Origin of the sequence: Bacillus thuringiensis (genome assembly GCF_001595725.1) — a bacterium.
In the GTDB taxonomy this organism is placed as follows: domain Bacteria; phylum Bacillota; class Bacilli; order Bacillales; family Bacillaceae_G; genus Bacillus_A; species Bacillus_A thuringiensis_K.
Genome location: NZ_CP014282.1, coordinates 683,373 through 703,175, shown reverse-complemented (window position 1 = coordinate 703,175; position 19,803 = coordinate 683,373). Strand labels below are relative to the sequence as shown.

Below are 19,803 nucleotides of genomic sequence, written 5' to 3'. Positions count from 1 at the left end.
CTTCCTTTTCAACAAGTTTTTAGTTAGATTCCGCTAATAGAAGAAAATATATACAAAAAAGAGCTATCTCTTTTCAAAGATAGCTCTAATAAACGAATTACTTTTCTACTATTATGCTGTTTTTCTTTATAGATACACTTTTTGTAAATCCACTAACTACAAACATCACAATCATATTAATTAACAATGCGACTATACCTACATTTAAATCTTTTATAGACTGCGGAAAACTCGGAAACATCGTAGCTATATTAGAGCCCGATAAAGTGATATATGCAACAACTAATAACCCCATTCCCATTCCTGCAATCGCTCCTTGCTTCGTAATAACCTGACGTGGAAACAAGCTACATACAAGTGCAGGGAAAAGTTGTGTAACAATACTGTACCCCATTAATAGAAGGGCTCCTATTGTTTCTCCTCCTTTAAATGTAAATAAAACTGCTACGAGCGTTACTACAGGTACAAATAACTTTGCAGCTTTAGCAACTTGTCTATCTGAAGCAGATGGAACCATCGTTCGATAAATATTTTTCGCTAACAGTGTAGAAGCCGCCATAACAAGCATAGAGCCTGGAACTAACGCCGTTAATACTCCCGCACTACCAATAATTCCAATAAACCAAGGATCAAAAGTTTGTAAAGCAAGACGGAATAACGAAAGATCCACATCCGCTCCCTTTAACCCAGGAACTTGCAATATAGCAGCAAACCCTGCAAAAAATACGAAAAGTAACACTAAAGAATACAATGGCATAATTGCTGCATTTTTACGAAATACTTTTTCATTTTTTGCAGAAAAAGCAGAAGCAAATGTATGAGGCCACATATAAAAACCTAGGGCCGTTAATATAATAGTAGAAACAAACCAAGAAATACTCATTCCTTCTTCAGGTAAAGATAAAAATCCCGGCTTCGCTGCTTCTACAGCCTCAAACATAGGCTGAAATCCTCCATAATAATGATACGGTAAATATATACCTAAAAACATAACGATAAACAGTATCATAATATCCTTCAAAGCAGCCGTCCAAGCCGAACCGTGTATACCTGAAACCATTACATATATAGTTATAACAATAGCACCAATCCATACTGCAACAACAGGTGACACCCTTCCGTAAGAAGCTTCTGAAACGATAATCCCTAGTCCCTTTAACTGTAAAACAAGATATGGGATGATGGAAACAACACCAACAACTGAAACAATAAGTCCAAGAGCTTTACTTCTATATTTCTTCGCAAAAAAATCCGACTGCGAAACAAGGTTATGCTCTTTCGCATACTTCCAAATTGGTGGTAATAAAAAATACGATAAAAGATAAGCTAAAGCACCATATCCCAAAATATAAAAGGTAGGTGCTCCTTTACTATACGCCCAGCCGCTTCCCCCTAAAAATGTAAACGTCGTATAAATCTCACCTGCCATCAGGAGAAAAACAAAAATAGTGCCAAATCCTCTTCCCCCAACTGACCATTGCTCTAAATTCATATCTTTTCCATGTTGTGCCCGAATCCCTAAAAATAGTGCGAGAAACAAAAATAAAATAATGATAAGTAATGCAGTCATTTTACATCCTCCTTATTAGCAGGATCAAACACGTACACAAGCCCCATACAAAGAGATGTAATAAACACTGATAATAATACCCAAAATAATAAAAATGGCATCCCTAATACGTAAGGAGTAACTGAATTCGCAAATATTGGCCCAACTACTAAACAAAGAACTGGGATAAGCGCTAGAATGTGTATTTTCTTCATCTCATTCTCCTTTACTTATAAAGTTCATAATGGCTGATACAAAGACTTCCACTCCAATCGGTAATGCATCTTCGTCAATCGTAAAACGAGGGTGATGATGAGGATATATAATACCTTTCTCTTTATTTCCCGCTCCGATAAAAGAATGCCCCTGGTGCCTTTTGTAAAAACGCTGAAAAATCTTCTCCAGCCATCGTCGGCTGCAAACGAACAACTCTATCTCTTCCATAAAGTTGTAATGCCGTTTGTTCAATAAGCTCTGTAACTTCATAATTATTTACAACTGGTCGATATCCATATTCATAAGAAAACGTATATTTCGCTCCGTAAGATTCCGTAATATGCTTCACAATCCGCTCAATCTTCTTCTCTGTTTCACCTCGTAACTCATGTCTTAAACTCCTCACTGTCCCTTCAATCTCCGCTTGCTCTGGTATTACATTATGAGTTGTCCCCGCATGAAATTGCGTAACGGATATTACGAGAGAATCTAATGGATTCGTGAGGCGAGATACAATTTGCTGAAGTTGCGAAACGACTTGTGTACCGATTGCGATACTATCTACCGTTTCATGAGGGATTCCAGCATGTCCACCTTTTCCCTCTATCCTAATTTTAAAAACATCCGGTGCAGCCATTGCAGGACCATAAATAACGCCTATTTTCCCAACCTCTAACGACGCCCAAAGGTGAGCACCAATGATATAATCCACACCTTCCATTACACCTGCCGCAATCATTTCCTCTGCACCACCAGGAAAATTTTCTTCAGCATGTTGGAATAGAAAACGAATCTCCCCTTTAATCTTCTCTCTTGCTTCTACTAACTTATGTACAACCCCAAGTAATATCGCTATATGTCCATCATGGCCACATGCATGCATTACACCCGGATATTTAGAAATAAAGTCAAACTCATTTTCTTCATGAATAGGAAGAGCATCCATATCGGCTCGAACCGCAACTGTTTTGCCCGGCTGTTTACCTACTAACTTTGCCATCACACTATATTTAGTCGGCCGTGACACTTCTAAATATGGGCATTTCCGAAGTATATCGAACACAAACTGCGATGTTTTTTCTTCTTGAAAAGATAACTCTGGATACTTATGAAAATGCCTTCTCCACTCAACTAACTGATTTTTTGACAAAACAAGTTCCTTTGCAACATCCATACCCCTTCACTCCTTCTTCACCAAGTTAAATGTTATTATAACGTGAATTGTTAACTTTTAAAAGAATCTTCTGAATTTTCAATTACAATAAAACAAAAAGAAAAAGCCATCCAAAAGATGACTTTTTCTTTATTATAAAATAGTAATCGCTTGTTTTCCCATTTGCTCCCAAGCTTTCTCAAATTCTGCTCGTGGAACAGCCAAACGTGGATTATTTTTCAGAGGATCATTTACATATACAAAGTTTTGATCATATCCAATTACTACTGCACTATGCTCATAATATGTAATTTTCACTTCGCCTGAACTCGTATTCCATGTTTCAAAACTACTTTCAGCTAGCGGCTTAAACGTCGTATTAATAATGACCCATACCGGGGAGCCAGAACTAATTACTTTATATATATCTTGCATGTCTCTACCTGTTAAATTAATTACTTTTTCAGGAACATATTTTTCTGCTAAATCAAAGATTGGTTTATTGTATACACCATATCCAGGCTTTGCCTTTGTATAAATATTTCCTACAAATCCCTCGTAAGGATTTCCACGCAAACCATTTTGTTCAAATGGAACACGATAAATTTCGCTAGCAAGTTGCATCTTATCTACTTGTACACCTTTATATTGCAGCAACATAGCTAAACTTGTCACTTCACATCCTCGAGGTAATTCTGGTAATTGTTTAATAAACGGAACATCTTCAATCATAGCTGCTTCTTTCATTTCAGATAGAAACTCTAAGCGTAAAACTTGCGCCTTTTGCATGATTTTATCTTTCCCTATAAAAAATGCAGCAACAAGTATAATACCAAAAACAAAAAGATATTTTAACTTTTTCATTATAAACAAAACTCCATTAATTATTATTTTACAGACACAACTCTTATCATTGTACCTTTCTTCTTACTAGTTTGCTAGAAAGATCATGTGAATTATCGCTCATAAAATTAATTGTAAAAATTCTAATTATTTTTAATAAAAAGAAAAATAAATATACATTTCCAGAATATTTTGCTAAAATCAAAATTGTTAACATAGTGAAGATATCACCATGTTAACAAACATTCTTAGAGTATTTAGTCATAGTTCGTTTTTTACATACTCCATTCATTTCATAGCAAATAAACCGAGTGTGTGTTGCATCCCCCACTAATGATTAAAAACTCAGAATAAAATGAAGTTCACACATTCAAGAAAATACGGGGTGAGGGGCATATGAATCAACAAATTGAACAAACAAATTTAAAACGAACAATGAAAAGTAGACACCTATTTATGATTGCACTCGGTGGTGTTATCGGAACCGGGCTATTTATGGGATCTGGTCAAATCGTCCATAATGCCGGACCTGGTGGCGCTATTCTTGCATTTTTAGTAGGTGGATTTGTTATGTATTTAACGATGTTATGTCTTGGTGAATTATCTGTTGCTATGCCAGAAGCAGGTTCATTCCAAAGCTATGCAAGCAAATTCATTTCACCTGGTTTTGGATTTGTTGTCGGTTGGATGTATTGGTTAAATTGGGCTGTTACAGTTGGTGTAGAGTTAACAACTGTAAGTATTTTAATGAAACGCTGGTTTCCAGACGTTTCTTCATGGATTTGGTGCGTTACATTTGCAGCAGCGCTCTTCCTCGTAAACGCTTTATCAGCAAAAGCATATGCAGAAGCAGAGTTTTGGTTCGCAAGTGTAAAAGTCGCAACAATCGTTATTTTCATTGTACTTGGTGGGGCTGTTATGTTCGGTTTACTAGACTTTAATGGAAAGCCAGCTCCGATGCTTCATAATTTCACTGAAAATGGCGGGCTATTTCCAAATGGTGCATTAGCTGTTCTTCTTACGATGATTACAGTAAATTACTCCTTCCAAGGAACAGAATTAATCGGAATCGCTTCAGGAGAAAGTGAAAATCCTGAAAAAACAATTCCAAAAGCGATCAAAAATACAATTTGGCGAACTCTCTTCTTCTTCGTCTTAGCGATATCAGTTGTTGTAGGTTTACTCCCATGGCAAGAGGCTAATCTAGTCGAAAGTCCGTTTGTACTTGTTTTTGATGTAGCCGGTGTCCCATATGCAGCGGACATTATGAACTTTGTTATTATTACAGCTGTATTATCCGTTGCTAACTCTGGTCTATACGCAAATTCTCGTATGCTGTGGGCGATGGCAAAACAAGGAATGGCAAGCCCAGCATTTACGAAATTAACTAAAAAAGGTGTACCGCTAAATGCATTAATTTTCAGTCTGATTTTTGCTAGCCTTTCCTTATTAACAAGTGTATTTGCAGCAGATACTGTCTTTCTAGTTTTAACATCTATTGCAGCAATGGCTGCCGTTGTCGTTTGGATGTCAATCGCCGCTTCACAGTTTTTCTTCCGTAGAAATTTCGTGAAAAATGGTGGCGACATAAATGATTTAAAATATCGTACACCGCTCTATCCACTAGTTCCAATCGTAGCGTTCTCGCTCAATTTCATTACATTTGTTAGTTTGGCTTTCATTCCAGATCAAAGAATTGCTCTTTATTGTGGCATTCCATTTATGATTATTTGTTACATTTTATACCAAGTTAAATATAAAAAAATTGTCACACTTGAACAGCCGCGAACTGTCACACGATAAATAAACTAAATATACAAAAAATTCAGCTATCTTTCTTATGATAAGATAGCTTTTTTCTATTTCTTGGATATCCTGGTATAACTTTATTTATCTTAAAATTTTCACAATCACGTTTTTCTCTGGAAAATAGTTTACAATGTAATCAAGTTACAAATGATATTCACCTTAAAAAGTGTGCATTTGTGTCTATTTTTTAACAATATATCAAAAACTATTGCCTTCTATAAATTAATAGGTTTATATTGTTTTATTGGCATAGTTTCAATCCAAGGAGAAAGGAGATTTTCAATCGTGCAACTAAAGAAAGCGTTTTGGAAGTTGGCTTCGCTTCTTCCGTTATCATTACTTCTGTTCCTCGGTGGCTGTGATAAAAAACTCGCAGTATTAAATCCGCAAGGACCTGTTGCAAAAGCACAGTATGATTTAATTGTTTGGTCATTCTTGCTTATGTCATTAATTATCGCAATTGTATTCATTCTGTTTACAGTCATCTTGATTCGTTATCGTGAAAAACCAGAGAATATGGACTATGAGCCACCTGAACAACACGGTAACACATTACTAGAAATTATTTGGACGCTTGTTCCTGTTATTATCGTTATCGCATTATCGATTCCAACAGTAAAAGCAACTTATGCTTCTGAAGAGGTGCCGAAAGAGTCCAAACATATTAAACCAGTTGAAATTTATGTTACATCTGCAAACTGGAAATGGTTATTCAGTTACCCAGAGGAAAAAATTGAAACCGTTAACTATTTAAACATCCCAGCTGGTGTACCAATTCAATTCAAACTGACTTCTGTCGGCCCAATGAATGCTTTCTGGGTACCAGAACTTGGTGGTATGAAGTACACAATGGATGGCATGATTATGGATCTTTATTTACAAGCTGATAAGCCAGGTTCTTACCTAGGTCGTAGCGCGAACTTCTCTGGTGAAGGATTCACACACATGGAGTTCGAAGTTGAAGCAAAAACTAAAGAGAAATATGACAAGTGGGTTAAAGAAGTACAACAAACTGCTCCTAAACTAACAGAAGATAAGTACAACGAAATTGTTAAACCTGGTGTAGTTGGTCGTATGACATTCTCTAGTCACCACTTAAGTTATGTAGATCCAAAATCACTTGAATATTGTGATTACAACTACTACAAAAACAAAAAATAATAGCTATTATTCCAACAGATTGGAGTGAACACAGTGAAGCTTGATGAATTCTTTGTCACAGGTGACCCGATTATTTACGGTGCAGACGCTTCTATCGTTCTTGTGACATTAGCAATCATTTTCGTACTAACAAAGTATAAAAAATGGAAATGGCTTTGGGACGAATGGTTGACAACTGTTGACCATAAAAAAATCGGAGCTATGTATATTATTTCTGCGGTTATCATGTTATTCCGTGGTGGTATGGATGGTTTAATGATCCGTGCACAGTTAACATTCCCAGAAACAACTTATTTAAACGCTGAACACTATAACGGGATCTTTACAACACACGGTACAGTAATGATTCTTTTCATGGCAATGCCATTCGTTATGGGATTAATGAACCTTGTAGTACCATTACAAATTGGTGCTCGTGACGTTGCATATCCGTTCTTAAATGCTTTAAGTTTCTGGTTATTCTTTGTCGGAGCAATGTTATTCAACATCGCTTTCGTAATCGGTGGTTCTCCAGACGCTGGGTGGACTTCTTACTTCCCAATGGCAGGTACAGAGTTTACTTCTGGTGTAGGAAATAACTACTACGCAATTGCATTACAGATTTCAGGTCTCGGTACGTTAATGACAGGTATTAACTTCCTTGTTACTATCTTAAAAATGCGTACACCTGGTATGACTTTAATGAGAATGCCAATGTTTACTTGGTCAATCTTAATTACAACAATTATCATTATTTTCGCTTTCCCAGTATTAACAGTTGCTCTTGCATTAATGACATTTGACCGTCTATTCGATGCTCACTTCTTTACGATGGCGAGCGGCGGTATGCCAATGTTATGGGCCAACCTATTCTGGGTATGGGGTCACCCTGAAGTATATATCGTTATTTTACCGGCATTCGGTATTTTCTCTGAAATCATTAGTACATTCTCACGTAAGCGTCTATTCGGTTACAGTGCGATGGTATACTCAATGGTTGCAATTTCTTTACTAAGTTTCGTCGTATGGCTTCACCACTTCTTCACGATGGGTGCAGGTCCAGCGGTTAACTCATTCTTCTCGATTTCGACAATGGCGATTTCGATTCCAACCGGTGTTAAGATCTTTAACTGGTTGTTTACGCTGTATAAAGGACGTATTCGTTTTACAGTTCCAATGCTTTGGTCATTGGCATTTATTCCAAACTTCGTAGTCGGTGGGGTTACAGGGGTTATGCTTGGTATGGCAGCAGCTGATTATCAGTACCATAACAGCTACTTCTTAATTGCTCACTTCCACTACGTATTAATCGCAGGTACAGTATTCGCTATGCTTGCTGGATTTACATTCTGGTATCCAAAAATGACTGGTCATATGTTAAATGAACGCCTAGGTAAATGGACATTCTGGATCTTTATGAGCGGATTCAACATCTGTTTCTTCCCAATGTACTTCTTAGGTTTAGATGGTATGACTCGTCGTATGTACACTTACTCTGAAAGTCTTGGATGGGGATGGCTAAACCAAATCGCATCTGTTGGTGCGGTAATGATGGGTATTGGTTTCCTACTTCTTTGTTACAACGTAATTTGGAGTGCTCGTCACGGTGAACGTGACACAACTGGAGATCCATGGGATGGCCGTACACTTGAATGGGCTACTCAATCTCCTGTACAACATTACAACTTCGCGAAACTTCCTGAAATTAAAGAAGCTGATGCTTTCTGGTACATGAAGAAGCGCGGGGAAACAGTTACACCAGCAGAAGAAGACATCAAACCAATTCACATGCCAAGTAACTCTGGTGTGCCTATTATTGCGTCTGGATTCTTCGGTCTTGCAGGTTTCGCATTAGTATTTAGCTGGTTCTGGCTTGCAGCAATCGGCGGCATTGGTATTTTAGCTTGCTTAATCTATCGTTCATTCGATTACGATGAAGGTTACTATATTAGTGTTGATGAAATTAAAAAATCAGAACATGTAGCATGAGAGGTGAAATGATATGGCGGCTTTAGATAAAAGCTTACCTTTGGAATATCAATCCGAACAAAGCAGATTGAATATCCTAGGATTCTGGATTTTTCTTGGGGCTGAAATTATGCTGTTCGCAACACTTTTCGCCTCTTATCTAGTACTTGCTGGTCGTACGGCAGATGGTCCAACACCAGCACAACTGTTTGAACTTAAAACGCTTTTAATTCAAACATTACTACTTTTAACAAGTAGTTTCACATGTGGTATCGTGATTCACGAAATGCGTAAGCACAACCAAAAAGCGATGCTTGGATGGTTCGTCCTTACATTACTTTTAGGTGCAGGCTTCCTATTCTTCGAGATTGAAGAGTTCATTATGTATATTGGTGAAGGCGCAACAATTCAAACAAGTGCTTTCCTATCTGGATTCTTCGTTCTTCTTGGAACGCACGGAGCCCACGTAACAGGCGGTATCATTTGGGCAATTTGTGTTATTATCCAAATTTTAAAACGAGGTTTAACACCAGTTACAGCTCGTAAAGTATTTATTATCAGCTTATACTGGCATTTCCTTGATCTAGTTTGGGTCTTTATTTACACACTAGTTTACTTGAACGGGATGGTGGCGTAAATGAGTCAAAATAACAATCAAGCAAACGGGCATGCGCATAGCGGATTCCCTTGGTCACACGTTTTCGGATTTATTTTATCGCTTGCACTAACGTTTCTAGCTCTATACGTGGCACTTTACACAAACCTGCCACTATCAACGATCTTAACTACCATTATCATAATGGCTGTTGCGCAAGCGTTGTTACAATTAATTATGTTCATGCATTTAAAAGAAGGAGAAGGAAGAGTTCAAATTCTTACTATGATCTACAGTTTCTTCGTTGCAACCGCAACTGTTGGTTTAACTGTATGGATCTTCTTCTCAATGTAATGTACATGAAAAGGACTGCTGAGATTGCTCAGCAGTCCTTTTTTTATCCTCTCCCCTATTACATCCACATTACGGAATTAACAACATAATCATGAAAAATATACTTATTATGACAAATGTTAAGAAAACTCTTTCTTTATGAAATCGAATCCATATGCGTTGCTTTTCTACCTATTATATGGCTAAATAGGTACTATATTTATTTGAAGGGAGAGAACGCAATGGAACATCATACTTCTGTTCTATCACTTATGGTTGTCGTTGCAATCGCGTTTTTCGTTCCCCTTTTGTTACAACGCTTTAAATTAAAAGCACTTCCTGTGGTCGTTGCAGAAATTATTGCAGGAATCTTTGTAGGTAAAAGTGGGTTTAATATTATTGAGCCAGATATATGGCTTCAAGTTTTATCAACATTAGGATTTATCTTCCTCATGTTCTTAAGCGGTTTAGAAATTGATTTTTCTATCTTTAAACAAAAAGGGAAAAAGAATACGACAAACGAACCAAATACATTTCAAGCAGCAAGCATTATCTTCTTATTTATTTTCATCTTATCTTATGCCCTATCATTACTATTCGTATGGCTAGGATTCGTAGATAATGCAATGTTCATGACTTTAATTATTTCAACTATTTCTTTAGGTGTTGTTGTACCAACATTAAAAGAGAACAACCTAGGAAAAACTGCAATCGGACAAATCATTTTATTAGTTGCTGTTATTGCAGATTTAGTTACAATGATTTTACTCGCTGTTTTCGTCGGATTAAATTCCGAAAGCGGCCAAAGTATGTGGCTCTTACTTATTCTATTCGGTGCCGGTATTATCATTTACTTTATTGCAAAACGCTTTAAAAACATTCCATACTTAGATAGTTTAAAAGCTGGTAGTGTACAAATTGATACACGAGCTGTTTTTGCACTCATTTTAATCTTAGTTGGGTTATCGGAATCTGTTGGAGCAGAAAATATTTTAGGAGCCTTCTTAGCAGGTGTACTTGTATCGTTATTATCACCAAATGAAGATATGGTGGAAAAACTTGATTCTATCGGCTATGGTTTCTTCATCCCTATTTTCTTCGTAATGGTTGGTGTAAATCTAGAGGTGTGGTCTATTTTCAAAGAACCTTCTAGCATGCTAATGATCCCAATCTTAATTGTAGGACTCTTTATTTCGAAACTCTTACCATCACTCGTCTTAAGAAAATGGTATCCACGTAATATCGTACTTGGAAGTGCAATTTTATTAACATCGACACTTTCTTTAGTTATTGCGGCTGCACAAATTGGTGAAAAACTGGGGATTATCAGTCCAAGTTTATCTGCCTCTCTTATTTTAAGCGCAGTTATTACTTGTATTTTTGCACCTATATTGTTTAAAAAAATGTTCCCAAAAGTAGAAACACCAAAACCAAAAGTAGCTATTATTGGCGCGAGCAGAATTACCCTTCCGTTATCACTAGATTTAAAACGAGAAGATTATGACGTAACGCTATATATGATGCGGCAAAACAAAATAAATGATGAAGAAGCGAAATCACACGACTTTCCTATCGTGAAATTAGATGATATTACAATCGCATCATTAACTGAACAAACAGCATTTGATGCAGATCGCGTCGTTGTTGCAACAAGCGATGATGAACAAAACTTATTATTGGCAGAACATGCAAAAGAGCTAGGTGTTGAACATGTTATTGCAAGTGTAGAAGATCCACTTCTACAAGAAAAAGCAACGCAAGAACATATCGCTGTATTCTCAACAATTAACTCTACACGTATTTTATTACGTGCACTTATTGATAAACCTAGTCTCGTTCGCTTAATTACAACAGCAAACGAAACAGTACGTGAAGTTGAACTGCGCAGCAATAAATATAACGGCGTTGCGCTTCGCCGCCTCCCGTTTTTAGGTGATGTACTTGTCATTCAAATCTACCGCGGTAACAAAGCATTAATACCACATGGTGATACAAGACTACAACACGGTGACACATTACTTGTAACAGGTTCAAAAGAACATATCGATACACTAAAAAACATATTAGAGTAAAAAAATGCCCCTCACATAATTGAGGGGCATTTTTTTAACTTCATATGGTAAAATGTTACTATCACATATTATGAGGATGGATCACATTATGTCTATTGTAACTTTAGCTCTTTTATTATTAGCAGAAATACTCATTGCCATTATTCTCATCGGTGTTAGTATTGAGATTTGTAGTTACGGATGGAAAAAATCGAATGGAATAAAATATTCTTGCCTCCTACTTTCACTCCTTCTCGGAACTGCTAGCATACTCGGACTTCTCGCCGCACCTGCTTATTTCTTTATACAATTAACAGAAAAAGCCTTATAAGAAAGGATGTTAATATGATTATCGTGAAAAATATTGAGGGATCTGAAACTTACGTATTACGTCAAAAAATTTTACGCCCCAATCAAACATTAGCAGATTGTAAATATCCTTCCGATTATGAAACAGACACCTTCCACTTAGGCGCATTTATAAACGATGAACTAATTAGTATCGCTTCCTTCTCAAAAGAAATATATCCTGACCTACCAGCCGGTATTCATTATCGTCTACGAGGAATGGCCACATTACCTGAGTTTCGAAACAACCACGCTGGAAGCTCCTTAATTCAGAATGCAGAACAAATCTTACAAGAGCGTCAAGCAAATATGTTATGGTGTAATGGCCGAATTACTGTAGCTGACTATTACAAGCGCTTAGGCTTTCAGGAACATGGTGAAATTTTTGAAATTGAACCAATTGGCCTTCATAAAGTTTTGTATAAAAAGATATAAGAAAAGCTTTCCTCAATACAGGAAAGCCTTTCTTATATTTCAATCTTCTCTTTTTATTTTTTTCATATATATGTATATAAACAAACTAGGAACTAAAAAACAAGCAAACATAATAAGTCCTGTCATACTAATTTCCTTTATCGAAATATCTGGTGTTACAACGATACAAATAGCTAAAATCCCAATAATAATACCCACCGGAATGAATAATAGCTTCATAAAATAACGACGCGACACTCCGCCCGTATGCTCATACACTTCCACTGAATTTTTCAGATTTAAAAAGTTAATAATTATTATCCCGCCCATAAATACCATTAATAAATCCGAAACACTTTCATATCCTGCCCCTTGCAAGACATAGCGGTAAAAGACGATAGCTAGTATGACGATATTTTGTAAAATGAAAGCTAATCTAATATGTTTTAACCCTTCAATCATTAAACGTTCATCTTTCACGATTTTCATCCTACCACTCCTTTTCCTCCCAAAACAAATCATTCAACGTTTTATCTACTGCATAACAAATTTTTAAACATAAATCTAAAGATGGATTGTATTTCCCCTTCTCAATTAAACTAATCGTTTGCCTTGTAACGCCTACTTTTTCTGCTAATTGTTGCTGTGTTAAATCTAACTGAACACGCGCGACTTTTATTTTACTTACAGCCATTCATGTTCCTCCTCTATCTTTATTGTAACGTATATATTCCATTAAGTAATTTATATTTTACGAAATCATTTAAGTTTTCATCTTATCACAATTGGTGTGGGCTAATACACAGTGGGGATCCCCCTACTGCCTATAGTTTCACTTTATTATACACAAAAAAGGGGCCTCCCATAAGAAGGCCCTCTCCTATATTTATATTATAAGAATAAATGACATCCAAATAAGAATGCAAATAGGTATAGTAATGGATGTACTTCCATCCCTTTACCCTTCACAATTTTCAAGACTGGATATACTAAAAATCCAATTGCGATTCCATTTGCAATACTAGATGTTAACGGAATACCTATAAAGATCAAAAATGCTGGTAACGCATCTTCAAATCCATTCCAATTAATATCTCGAATGCTTTGTGCCATTAAACTACCTACTATAATTAATGAAGGAGCTGTAATAGCAGCTACACTTGATAAAGAAGCAATAACAGGACTGAAAAATGCCGTTATAATTGTTAGACCAACAACTACAATCCCTGTTAATCCAGTTTTACCACCTGCAGCAATACCTGCTGACGATTCAATGGTCGCTGCTGTTGGGCTTGTTCCAAAGATAGAACCTGTAGTCCCGCCAATTGCATCTGCAATAAATGCTTTACCAAAACGCTTCTCTGTATTGTCTGTAATTAAACCTGCTTGTTTAATTAAACCGAGTAATGCACCTGTTGTATCGAATAACAGTACAAGTAAAAATGAAAATACAACGCCGTATAATCCGTATTCAATTACATCAGAAAAGGCATTGATTGGGTTTGAAACGATAATACCCTCTGGTAAATGAGGCATCGCCACAATTTTATCAGCAAACTTCAATTGCCCTGTAAAGAAGGCAATAATTCCTGTCACAATCATACTAATAAATAATGCACCGCTCACACGTAATGCCATTAATACCGCCGCTAAGATTAAACCAATTAAAGTTAAAATAACAGCTGGAGAATGAAAATCACCAATCGTAACTAAATTAGACGGATGATCCACGATAATTCCAGAAAGGCGTAATCCAATAAAAGCAATAAATAGTCCAATTCCACCTGCAATTGCATGCTTTAAACTATCAGGAATTGCTAAAATTAACTTTTGCCTAAACGAAGTAAAAGATAATAAAAGAAAAATAATTCCCGTTACAAATACAGCTGAAAAGGCAACTACATATGTAATCCCTTCTGCCTTCTGTACAACAGAATAAGCAAAATATGCATTCATTCCCATAGCTGGAGCAATAACAATCGGGTAATTCGCGAAAATCGCCATACCTACTGTTCCAACAACAGTGGCAATAATTGTTGCTGTAAACGCTTGGTCAAACGGTACACCTGCATCAGATAATATTTTTGGATTGATGACAAGAATATACGCAAATGTAAAAAAAGTTGTGATGCCAGCTAAAAACTCTTGCTTCACAGAAGTGTTATATTTTTGTAATTGAAACATGCTTATGTACCCTTCCTACACCTGAATTATTATCACACATTCTTTTTCTTACTAGTATGTGAGAAAATATAATACTTAATCTTAACAATCAATAAAAAGAAGAGTCAATATATTCCCTAATAGTTCGAATTTTAAGTTTAAGTCGGACAAGTACAGATGTAGTACAGTTCATTATGATTATTTTTGTAGCATAACAGATAGAAATGTTTTATAATTTGAAATAGTTAAATATTTAGTAAACGCATTCAAATATCGTTCACTCTACAAGGGGGATTCTTCTTATGCAGCACGCAAACAAATCTGGAACTTTAAATCGTGGTTTAAAAGAACGACATATTACTTTAATGTCACTTGGCTCAGCTATTGGCGTTGGGCTATTTTTAGGATCCGCTTCCGCCATTAAACTAGCCGGTCCTTCTATTTTACTAGGCTATATGATTGCCGGACTCGTTATTTTTTTCATTATGCGAGCGCTTGGGGAAATGGCAATTGAACAACCTGTTGCCGGTTCTTTTAGTAAATATGCATATGATTATATTGGACCACTCGCTGGCTATATTACTGGTTGGAATTACTGGTTCTTATGGGTTGTTACTTGTATGGCTGAAATTACAGCAGCTGGTATTTACATGCAGTACTGGTTCCCAGATATTCCGCGCTGGACTTGGGCGTTACTTGCTCTATTATTAATGAGCGCTTTTAACTTCTTATCGGTAAAAGTATTTGGAGAACTTGAGTTTTGGTTTGCTCTCATTAAAATTGTCACAATTATCTGTATGATAGTAGTCGGAGCTGGTATTATTTTATTCGGATTCGGAAACGGTGGTATCGCTACTGGTATTTCAAACCTTTGGTCACATGGTGGCTGGTTCCCAAATGGATTTTCTGGATTACTACTCTCCATGCAGATGGTACTATTCGCTTATTTAGGCGTTGAATTAATCGGTGTTACAGCTGGTGAGGCTCAAAATCCGAAGAAAACACTCGCAAAGGCAATCGATAACGTATTTTGGAGAATTCTACTCTTTTACGTTGGGGCATTATTCGTTATGATGGCAATTTATCCATGGAATGAACTTGGTGAGAAAGGCAGTCCATTCGTATTAACATTCCAGCAAATTGGTATCGCAAAAGCAGCAGGTATTATTAATTTTGTCGTATTAACAGCAGCTCTTTCTTCTTGTAATGGTGGTTTATTTAGTACAGGCCGTATGCTATATACATTAGCTCAGCAGAAAAAAGCTCCTGAAAGATTTGGTCGTTTAAATAAAAATGGCATTCCAAGCCAAGGAATTGTAGCAACTGCTATCGTTTTACTCATTGGTGTTATATTAAACTATCTCGTACCTGCAAAGGTATTTACATGGCTTACTAGCATTTCAACTTTCGGCGCAATTTGGACTTGGGGAATTATATTAGTTGCTCAAATTAAATTCCGTAAAAGCTTGCCTACTCAAAATAAACAAAAGTTATCGTATAAAATGCCTTTATACCCATTAAGCTCATATTTCTCACTCATTTTCCTTGTATTAGTATTAGGTATAATGGCGTATTCAGAAGATACACGAATCGCATTGATTGTCGGCCCAATTTGGCTTATCGGCTTAGCAATTGTATATTACATGAAAGGGTTTCATAAGATTGATGAAACACCTAACTCAAAAATTAGTTAAGCAAAACATCCCTTCCTTATTACTTGGAAGGGATGTTTTTATATCTATATAAATATTTCTCAACATAATTCACGGTATTTTTACAATCTTTTAATATTTTTTATGTTTTCCGTCTTTATTTTTACAGAAAAATAAATTACATTATTAAAGCACATATATTTATTATTAGGGGGATTCTTCTATGAAGAATAAAAAATGGATTACATTTTCTTTAGCAACAGCAATTACACTAAGTATAGGGACCTCGTTCATACCGTCTACTTATGCCGAAAGCTCTGTAGACCCAGCTCCTGAAATTGCTGCAAAAGTTGTAAATCAAAACAATGGGAAGAAAGTATTATTCGATAATACACACGGTCAAACTGCTGGGACAGCTGACTGGGTTATTGACGGCAGCTTTTCTGACTTCGGAAACGGCATTGCAAAAAACGGATATCACGTAAAGGAACTTCGTAAATCAACACCTATTACGTACGAAGACTTAAAAGATTACAATGTATTTATCGTTCCAGAAGCTAATATTCCTTACAAAAAATCTGAGCAGGACGCTATGTTACAATATGTAAAAAATGGTGGTAGTATCTTCTTTATTGCTGATCATTACAATGCGGATCGCAATAAAAATCGCTGGGACTCTTCTGAAGTATTTAATGGATATAGACGTGGTGCTTGGGATAATCCAGCAAAAGGAATGTCTAATGAAGAAGCAAATTCACAAGCTATGCAAGGAGTAGAAAGCTCTGATTGGCTCTCTGACAACTTCGGTATTCGCTTCCGCTACAATGCACTTGGTGATGTTTCAGCGAAAACAATTGTATCGCCTGAACAATCTTTCGGAATTACAAAAGGTGTTTCGTCTGTAGCAATGCATGCTGGTTCTACTCTGGCAATTACAAATCCAAAACTAGCAAAAGGACTTGTTTACCTTCCAGAAAATCCATCAAAATGGAATAACGCTGTTGATAGCGGCGTTTATAATGGCGGTGGTATTGCAGAAGGCCCATATGCTGCAATTGCAAAAGTAGGACTTGGAAAAGCTGCCTTTATTGGTGACTCTTCTCCTGTTGAAGATGCTACGCCAAAGTACGTTCGTGAAGATTCTGGCCAAACAAAGAAAACTTACGATGGTTATAAAGAAGAAAACGATGCTATCTTATTAGAAAACATCGTAAATTGGTTATCAAATAAAGAGACATTTACAAGTTTAGATCAAGTAAATGGTTTACAACTTGATTCACCTACAGCTCTACAAACATTTGAACAGCCAAGCTTATCAACAGAACCACAACCTGAACCTTGGAGTGCACCAAATGCAGGTTATCAATGGTTTAATACAAATACTTTTAAACCAGGTTCATACGGTTATAACGGTGCGGTAACAACAAGCGACTACGTCGTTACACACCCTAGCATTCTACCAAACAATGAAATTTTCCAAATGAAGATTCAAGTAAATAACTTACTACCTAATACAACGTATAACAACTATTCTTTAGGTATCTTCACTACTGGTGGAACACAAGTGGCTAAAGTACAAAATGCAAACGGCACTTGGCCATCTACTTTCGGATATAGTAGTGCATTTTCTTTCACAACAAACAGCTTAGGCTCTGCTGAGAAAGTTGTAAATGTACAGATTGATTCAAATACAACTGGACAAGCAACGCTTCGTCTACGCCAAAATACAACAACGAAATATAATGAAACTGTGACGATTAATAAGAAATAATAAAAAAGGCAATCCATACATGGATTGCCTTCTTCTCACTTCTCTTCCTTCGAGAAAAACATTCTTGAAATAACGATACCTATACTACCGACGATTAGGAATAACACTGCCCTAATCATCATCGATACCTCTGGTAAGTCAAGTAAGAATAACTTCCCTACCGTTACGACTAAAACGACTAAACCAGCATATAATATTTCATTCATATTTCTATTTCTTCCAAACCAAACTGCAAATAATGCATATACCATCCATAATAACGATACTGATACACTAATTACGCTTCCATCTGTAGATAAAACTTCACCGATTCTCGTAATTGTAATAAATACAATTATCATAAACCAATAGAGCACTATAGAATACATATATTTGCCGAAGCTCGCTAATACTTCTTTCGCTTCTCTCATGCAATAATAGAACGTTCCTATTAAAATAAGATGAGCAACAAAGCCTGCCGAAATAAATTGATCAAACGGGCTAAAAATAGTCTGTATCATTCCAATTGCGTAAACCGTCGCACTAACATACAACTTTATCTGTTGTTTTACTTTAATAGAAGTGACCATGCCGAGGAAACCTTGTAACAATAGTACAATCGCTGCATTCACTAAACTATACTCATATAAAATTGCTAAACTAAATGCTCCCATTGCGAAACCAAATAAGAGATTTGTAAATGTAGAATGTCTATTTTTCCTATATTCAAATACGAACATAATGGCATGCACGAGTGCACTAATAATTAATCCCCATGTTGTAAAATCAGGTATTTTTGAAATAGCTAGTATAAAGAACACTGCATTCGCACTAAATATTGCCAAACGTGGTTCTAGTATAAAACTTCTCTCCGTAAACATATGCCAAAATAATAGTAAATGAATCAAACCATATACAATCGTTAACTGTATTTGCAAGTTCTCTACTAACATTGACATAACAGCAAAGAAAACGAAAAGGACAATGGCAGCAACAGCGTAAGAAATCATATATAAGTATTTATAACGATTTTTCAACGCATACCATAATAAACTAAGTGTTAATACTGTCTCATATCCAAAGAAAATATAAGGATTAGGAGTCGTACTATTTAACAAGAATGGTACGAAGAACGCTCCGACCGCTACGAAAATAGTGAGATATTCCGATTGATATCTTTTCGCTAAATAAATACCTAAAATAACCCATGCAATATTACAGAGAAACGCGACACTTGCCGGAATAAATCCATATAAATAATGTGCTGCAAACGTTGTTAGAACAATCCCGGTAATACTTCCTCCAGCTAATACTAACCCTAACGCCTGCCGCTCTCTTTTAATTTGAATATCTCCTATATAATACAATCCGATAGATAATACGATACCAAACACAATTCGTATCGCTGGTGTTAATAAGCCAGCATCTACCCCTGCTTTAAATAACCAGATCACTCCAAGCAACATAATACCGACAAATACACGCGGTAACCATGTTTGACAAAACTTAATAATATTAAATGGCTCTGGTTTAAAAGCAGATATATCTACTTGTTTTACCTCACGTTCTTGCAAAGGCTCTTTTATCTTAACTATTTCTTCTTTTGGCTTTTCCTCCATTACCGTTTCAATATATTCTTTCTTATCCTTACTAGCATGTTGCTGAGCGTTTTCTACTTCTATTTCCCTTTGCTTCACTTTTAATTCAGCAAGTGCTTCTTGAATTGTTTCAATTGCTGTTTCGAGTGCTTCTATTTTCTTATCCAAATCCTTCTTCATACGCTCCCCCCTCATTCGTAACTCTCATTAAACCTATATAT

At 36.2% G+C, this 19,803-nt stretch carries 17 protein-coding genes and 1 pseudogene; 10 read left to right on the top strand and 8 right to left on the bottom strand.

What is annotated here, in order from left to right:
- Positions 1–97: 97 nt before the first annotated feature.
- The 4 genes and pseudogenes from AXW78_RS03475 to AXW78_RS03460 all read right to left on the bottom strand — a co-directional run bounded on the left by AXW78_RS03475 (position 98) and on the right by AXW78_RS03460 (position 3,782).
- Positions 98–1,570: a sodium:solute symporter family protein gene (locus AXW78_RS03475; RefSeq protein ID WP_000125940.1), complete on the bottom strand. Its 1,473-nt coding sequence runs from the start codon at positions 1,568–1,570 to the stop codon at positions 98–100.
- A complete protein-coding gene (locus AXW78_RS03470) occupies positions 1,567–1,764 on the bottom strand; it encodes a DUF3311 domain-containing protein (RefSeq protein WP_000719836.1) in 198 nt (65 codons plus the stop codon). The genes AXW78_RS03475 and AXW78_RS03470 overlap by 4 nt, the downstream gene beginning before the upstream one ends.
- A gap of 1 nt (position 1,765) precedes the next feature.
- A pseudogene (locus AXW78_RS03465) lies at positions 1,766–2,939 on the bottom strand (amidohydrolase).
- Between the two features lie 132 nt (positions 2,940–3,071).
- On the bottom strand, positions 3,072–3,782 hold the full coding sequence (locus AXW78_RS03460; protein ID WP_000734496.1) for a C39 family peptidase: 711 nt from the start codon (positions 3,780–3,782) through the stop codon (positions 3,072–3,074).
- 375 nt (positions 3,783–4,157) lie between these two features.
- Here AXW78_RS03460 and AXW78_RS03455 point away from each other — a divergent pair, with 375 nt between their 5' ends.
- The 8 genes from AXW78_RS03455 (at position 4,158) to AXW78_RS03420 (ending at position 12,440) form a co-directional block, all read left to right on the top strand.
- Positions 4,158–5,564, top strand: a complete 1,407-nt coding sequence (locus AXW78_RS03455) for an amino acid permease (protein ID WP_001075768.1) — start codon at positions 4,158–4,160, stop codon at positions 5,562–5,564.
- Positions 5,565–5,855: 291 nt separating this feature from the next.
- Positions 5,856–6,731 (top strand): cytochrome aa3 quinol oxidase subunit II, encoded by an 876-nt coding sequence (locus AXW78_RS03450; protein ID WP_001176167.1) that lies wholly within the window; start codon positions 5,856–5,858, stop codon positions 6,729–6,731.
- Positions 6,732–6,764: 33 nt separating this feature from the next.
- A complete protein-coding gene (qoxB, locus tag AXW78_RS03445; RefSeq protein WP_000762377.1) occupies positions 6,765–8,699 on the top strand; it encodes a cytochrome aa3 quinol oxidase subunit I in 1,935 nt (644 codons plus the stop codon).
- A 13-nt stretch (positions 8,700–8,712) separates the two neighbouring features.
- Positions 8,713–9,315 (top strand): cytochrome aa3 quinol oxidase subunit III, encoded by a 603-nt coding sequence (gene qoxC / locus AXW78_RS03440; protein ID WP_000729317.1) that lies wholly within the window; start codon positions 8,713–8,715, stop codon positions 9,313–9,315.
- Entirely contained in the window at positions 9,316–9,627 is a 312-nt protein-coding gene (qoxD, locus tag AXW78_RS03435; protein WP_000081349.1) for a cytochrome aa3 quinol oxidase subunit IV, read from the top strand.
- 221 nt (positions 9,628–9,848) lie between these two features.
- Complete coding sequence (locus AXW78_RS03430; protein ID WP_000399958.1) at positions 9,849–11,678, top strand: monovalent cation:proton antiporter family protein; 1,830 nt, start codon at positions 9,849–9,851, stop codon at positions 11,676–11,678.
- 52 nt (positions 11,679–11,730) lie between these two features.
- On the top strand, positions 11,731–11,988 hold the full coding sequence (locus AXW78_RS03425; RefSeq protein ID WP_003300023.1) for a DUF4022 family protein: 258 nt from the start codon (positions 11,731–11,733) through the stop codon (positions 11,986–11,988).
- A gap of 14 nt (positions 11,989–12,002) precedes the next feature.
- Positions 12,003–12,440: a GNAT family N-acetyltransferase gene (locus AXW78_RS03420; RefSeq protein ID WP_000587679.1), complete on the top strand. Its 438-nt coding sequence runs from the start codon at positions 12,003–12,005 to the stop codon at positions 12,438–12,440.
- Positions 12,441–12,479: 39 nt separating this feature from the next.
- On the opposite strand, the gene AXW78_RS03415 is transcribed toward AXW78_RS03420, so the two are convergent.
- From AXW78_RS03415 to AXW78_RS03405, 3 genes are all read right to left on the bottom strand, one after another.
- Positions 12,480–12,908, bottom strand: a complete 429-nt coding sequence (locus AXW78_RS03415) for a hypothetical protein (RefSeq protein WP_000706629.1) — start codon at positions 12,906–12,908, stop codon at positions 12,480–12,482.
- Between the two features lies 1 nt (position 12,909).
- Positions 12,910–13,113 (bottom strand): helix-turn-helix transcriptional regulator, encoded by a 204-nt coding sequence (locus AXW78_RS03410; RefSeq protein WP_000301183.1) that lies wholly within the window; start codon positions 13,111–13,113, stop codon positions 12,910–12,912.
- A 197-nt stretch (positions 13,114–13,310) separates the two neighbouring features.
- Positions 13,311–14,603: an NCS2 family permease gene (locus AXW78_RS03405; protein WP_000487185.1), complete on the bottom strand. Its 1,293-nt coding sequence runs from the start codon at positions 14,601–14,603 to the stop codon at positions 13,311–13,313.
- A gap of 281 nt (positions 14,604–14,884) precedes the next feature.
- On the opposite strand from AXW78_RS03405, the gene AXW78_RS03400 reads away from it, so the two are divergent.
- Both AXW78_RS03400 and AXW78_RS03395 read left to right on the top strand, forming a co-directional pair.
- A complete protein-coding gene (locus AXW78_RS03400) occupies positions 14,885–16,276 on the top strand; it encodes an amino acid permease (RefSeq protein WP_046946760.1) in 1,392 nt (463 codons plus the stop codon).
- 181 nt (positions 16,277–16,457) lie between these two features.
- The gene (locus tag AXW78_RS03395; protein WP_061883783.1) at positions 16,458–18,005 is read left to right on the top strand and encodes a hypothetical protein; all 1,548 of its coding nucleotides are present in this window, start codon (positions 16,458–16,460) and stop codon (positions 18,003–18,005) included.
- A gap of 35 nt (positions 18,006–18,040) precedes the next feature.
- Here AXW78_RS03395 and AXW78_RS03390 read toward each other — a convergent pair whose 3' ends face one another.
- Positions 18,041–19,762 (bottom strand): DUF2339 domain-containing protein, encoded by a 1,722-nt coding sequence (locus AXW78_RS03390; RefSeq protein ID WP_046946758.1) that lies wholly within the window; start codon positions 19,760–19,762, stop codon positions 18,041–18,043.
- Between the last annotated feature and the right edge of the window lie 41 nt (positions 19,763–19,803).

Bases quoted from the DNA above. Each gene is read 5' to 3' on its own strand.
- AXW78_RS03475 (WP_000125940.1), bottom strand. From the start codon at position 1,570: ATGACTGCATTACTTATCATTATTTTATTTTTGTTTCTCGCACTATTT.
- AXW78_RS03470 (WP_000719836.1), bottom strand. From the start codon at position 1,764: ATGAAGAAAATACACATTCTAGCGCTTATCCCAGTTCTTTGTTTAGTA.
- AXW78_RS03460 (WP_000734496.1), bottom strand. From the start codon at position 3,782: ATGAAAAAGTTAAAATATCTTTTTGTTTTTGGTATTATACTTGTTGCT.
- AXW78_RS03455 (WP_001075768.1), top strand. From the start codon at position 4,158: ATGAATCAACAAATTGAACAAACAAATTTAAAACGAACAATGAAAAGT.
- qoxC (WP_000729317.1), top strand. From the start codon at position 8,713: ATGGCGGCTTTAGATAAAAGCTTACCTTTGGAATATCAATCCGAACAA.
- qoxD (WP_000081349.1), top strand. From the start codon at position 9,316: ATGAGTCAAAATAACAATCAAGCAAACGGGCATGCGCATAGCGGATTC.
- AXW78_RS03430 (WP_000399958.1), top strand. From the start codon at position 9,849: ATGGAACATCATACTTCTGTTCTATCACTTATGGTTGTCGTTGCAATC.
- AXW78_RS03425 (WP_003300023.1), top strand. From the start codon at position 11,731: ATGTTACTATCACATATTATGAGGATGGATCACATTATGTCTATTGTA.
- AXW78_RS03420 (WP_000587679.1), top strand. From the start codon at position 12,003: ATGATTATCGTGAAAAATATTGAGGGATCTGAAACTTACGTATTACGT.
- AXW78_RS03415 (WP_000706629.1), bottom strand. From the start codon at position 12,908: ATGAAAATCGTGAAAGATGAACGTTTAATGATTGAAGGGTTAAAACAT.
- AXW78_RS03410 (WP_000301183.1), bottom strand. From the start codon at position 13,113: ATGGCTGTAAGTAAAATAAAAGTCGCGCGTGTTCAGTTAGATTTAACA.
- AXW78_RS03405 (WP_000487185.1), bottom strand. From the start codon at position 14,603: ATGTTTCAATTACAAAAATATAACACTTCTGTGAAGCAAGAGTTTTTA.
- AXW78_RS03400 (WP_046946760.1), top strand. From the start codon at position 14,885: ATGCAGCACGCAAACAAATCTGGAACTTTAAATCGTGGTTTAAAAGAA.
- AXW78_RS03395 (WP_061883783.1), top strand. From the start codon at position 16,458: ATGAAGAATAAAAAATGGATTACATTTTCTTTAGCAACAGCAATTACA.
- AXW78_RS03390 (WP_046946758.1), bottom strand. From the start codon at position 19,762: ATGAAGAAGGATTTGGATAAGAAAATAGAAGCACTCGAAACAGCAATT.